Origin of the sequence: Deinococcus sp. YIM 134068 (genome assembly GCF_036543075.1) — a bacterium.
Classification (GTDB): domain Bacteria; phylum Deinococcota; class Deinococci; order Deinococcales; family Deinococcaceae; genus Deinococcus; species Deinococcus lichenicola.
Window position 1 is genome coordinate 1 of sequence record NZ_JAZHPF010000047.1, and the last position, 3,184, is coordinate 3,184.

Annotated in this window: 4 protein-coding genes; all 4 read left to right on the forward strand. The window is 72.6% G+C overall.

The window, feature by feature from the left end:
• Positions 1–467 (forward strand): hypothetical protein (locus tag V3W47_RS19550; RefSeq protein WP_331826914.1); only part of this gene is annotated, 467 nt, incomplete at its 5' end.
• Positions 468–555: 88 nt separating this feature from the next.
• Positions 556–819 carry a hypothetical protein gene (locus V3W47_RS19555; RefSeq protein WP_331826915.1) on the forward strand — a complete coding sequence of 88 codons (264 nt, stop codon included), beginning with the start codon at positions 556–558 and terminating at the stop codon, positions 817–819.
• Positions 820–1,068: 249 nt separating this feature from the next.
• Positions 1,069–1,797, forward strand: coding sequence for a hypothetical protein (locus V3W47_RS19560; RefSeq protein ID WP_331826916.1), 729 nt, complete (start codon positions 1,069–1,071; stop codon positions 1,795–1,797).
• 842 nt (positions 1,798–2,639) lie between these two features.
• Positions 2,640–3,184: hypothetical protein (locus tag V3W47_RS19565; RefSeq protein ID WP_331826917.1), on the forward strand; the 545-nt coding region annotated here is incomplete at its 3' end.

The following is a 3,184-nucleotide window of genomic DNA, read 5'->3' on the forward strand; positions in this document are numbered from 1 at the left end:
CCGGCTTCGCCGCCGATCTGGACGCACGAACGGGTGCCGCTTCCGAAATGTCGGGACTACAGGCTGAGGGGGCCTCAGCAGAGGATCGATACAGAGCCGCAGAAGCTCGGGCCGCTGTTCCTGACGGCTTTGCCGCCCCGCTGCCACCCAGTCCCGACAATTCGACCCCGGCGGGCCTGCGGGCTGTGGTGGCCGCTCTCCCCGCCCTGTGGTCAGCTCATCCCCGCCACCGTGCCCGCGAGGTCGGGCGGCTCGCCTCGGCGATGAGTGCGGCCCTCGCAGAACCGGAGCGCCGCCGGTACTGGTGCCGCGTCTTGTGGGAGGCGCTGCGGGCCGAGATGGAGGGCCGCGTGGGTGGGTTGCAGGCTCTTGGGGCGCAGATTTCCCGCCTCGCCGCCGATCTCGCGGAGGGGGCACCCTGGCGCACGCCTGGCGCGGTCCTCGCCGCCCGGCTGCGCTCACCCTGACCCCGCCCCACCCCGACCGAGAATGTAACCGTCCGTCACAATAATTGTGCGTTATGGTCGGCAAAAACAGGCGCTAGTGTGCCGCCCGATGAGCGCCCCCGCCCCCCTCCTCCCGGCGTCCTGCGCCGCTTGCGGCTCTCCCGGTGCCGCCCCCCTGCCCGCTGAACCCCTGTGCCCGGCCTGCGCCGCGTCCGTCGCCCTGGTGGACGTGGCCGCCGATCACCTCACGGCCACCCTCCGCGCCGCCCTGACCGCTGCCCTCAACTCATGGCAAGGGGCGGGCGTGCTGGCGGACGACGAGCTGCGCGCCGCCGCCTCCGTCGCCCTCCACGGGCTGACTCCCGAAGTCTGAACCGAGTTCAAACAACCCCCCGAACCTCTGCGGCGGGCCGTCACTTTCAGGGGGCCGCCCCCGCCTCCCAACCTCACCTGAAACGGGAAAAACATCAATCCAGACGGCGAAAAGTGGCGAGGAGTGCCCCTATCCTCCTGCCAGCAGAGGACGCGCCGCGCGGCCCTGGAACGGCACGCGCGGCGCTCTGCTGGAAGGGGACTTCGATGACCACCGAGATTCTAGGACGCGGGGCCGCGTGAGGTTGCCGTGCCCCGTCACAACCCATCCGACGTGCTGCGCCAGCGGGCCGTCCTGCACGAGGGCCGCCGCCGCGACGAGCTGGCCCGGCGTGGGCGCAAGCACCAGCCCCTCAACCTCACGCCCGATCAGGCCCGCCGCCTCCCCCACCTCGCCGCCCACCTCGCCGCCCATGACGGGTGGCCGCCGCCCGTCAGCCGGGTCTCTGAGGCGCGGCGGCAGGACCTCGACGCGATGCACGCGGCCCACGGTGCCCTTGTCCTTCTGACCCTGGTCCTCGATGCCCTCGACGAGCTGCCCCTGAAGGGCGAGGAGATGGCCGGACTGTCCCGCGCGGTTGTGGACTGCGCCCTGGAGGAGTTGACCTTGCCCGGCACGCCCTACGCCGCTACCACTCAGCGCGGCCCATGCGGGGGCACCCACGCTCATCCGGTGGTCCCGCTCGCCCACCTGCGCCCCGAACACGCCGCCCTGGTGCGCGCCGCCCGGCCCGGTCCCGGCGGGGGGTGTGACCTCCTGGGCGGGCAGGCCCACGGCGTCCTGATCTTGGACGGCGTGCAGGACCGGCGGAAGGTCGCCGCCTACATCTCCCGCAACCCCGACAGCCGCCTCGACCAGCCCGGCACCGACGCCTACCTCGAAGCCCTGGAGGACGAGCTGAGCCGGAAGGCGAGGGGCGGGCGTGCCCCCCGGCTCTCGTGGTCGCGCGGCACCGTGGCCCTGCGGCGCTGTTTCTAGTAAGCGACTAACTTTCCCACCCTCCCCCGCCGCGTGAGTCCGGGGGCCTCCTGCCCTTGCGTCAGCACCTGGACGCCTTCGACCTCACCGCCTGTCCCTTCCCCTCGACCCGCCGCCGCCGCCCGGCCCGTAGGGCCTCCCCCGGTCCACCGTCGCCCCCACCCTGCCCGCTGACGGCCTACCGTCCCCGCCCGACCCCCGCCCGCCGCCCTGCTCGCGGCTGGAATGCCCATTCCCTTCCGCAGTCCCGCCCCCTCCCCCGCCCCTCTTCGTGGGTGCGAGCTGGAGGGATGCACGGGGGTTATGCCCCCACCCTTCTGGGAAACTGAATTACCAGAAGGGTGGGGGAGGGGGGATGCCCTCCGGGGTGAAGGCAGGAAGGGTGGCCCGGATGATCCCTCAGCCCCTGAGACTTCGACCTCTCCCGACCGCCCCCGCCCCCCGTCTGGGTCGGCATAAAGGCCCTGCACCGCCGCGCGCCGCCCGGTGCCGTTCACGTCGCCCCAGACGCCGCGCCGGGCGCTGTCTTTCCCCTAGCAGTGAGACGATGAAGGGCGGCCTTCCGCCTGAAAGGTTGCGCGAGGGCCGCCCGCTGTGTGAGGGTAGAAAACGAAAACGACCGGAGCGCAAAGCAACCCCGGCCCGCTGTGGAAGGCGGCCTCAATGCTACGCGCTCCGGGGAAGGGCGTACAAGGTTGCCTCACCACACTCCCCGACTGTCCGAAGTTCTCGCCCGCTGCCGTGCTGCCGTCCTCGGCACCCCCGCCCCCGACCTGACGGCCCCTGAGCGGCCCCTGACAGCCCCCACGTCACCCGCCGCCCCCTCTGTCCCCCTCCGCGCCGTGCTGCCCCGTCCTGACCTCTGCCAGCGCCCGGAGGAGGCCCCCACCCCCCTCGTGTGGCCCTCGGCTGGGGAGGTGCTGGCGGGGTGCAAGCTGACGAGGGGGGGCCTGCGGCTGTTCCTGACCCTCCACCGCCTCGCCCTGCGGGTGGCCTTCCTGCGGGGCTACCGCTTCGTGCCCGATCAGGTGGCCTTCCACCTGCCCGCCGTCTCCCTCGCTGGCGTGCTCGACTACCACCCCGACCACGTGGCCCGATTGGGGCGCGAGCTGGAGCGGGCGGGCCTGCTCGACTGCGGGGGGCACGTCCAGAAGGTCGCCGGGTCCAACCTCTACGACGGCACCCTCTGGGCCGTGAAGGTGCGCCCGGAGGCCCTGGCCCCTCGGGTGCGCGCGGACGAGTGGCGGCACAACTGGCGGCCCGGCTTCGCCGCCGATCTGGACGCACGAACGGGTGCCGCTTCCGAAATGTCGGGACTACAGGCTGAGGGGGCCTCAGCAGAGGATCGATACAGAGCCGCAGAAGCTCGGGCCGCTGTTCCTGACGG

Bases quoted from the DNA above. Each gene is read 5' to 3' on its own strand.
- V3W47_RS19555 (WP_331826915.1), top strand. From the start codon at position 556: ATGAGCGCCCCCGCCCCCCTCCTCCCGGCGTCCTGCGCCGCTTGCGGC.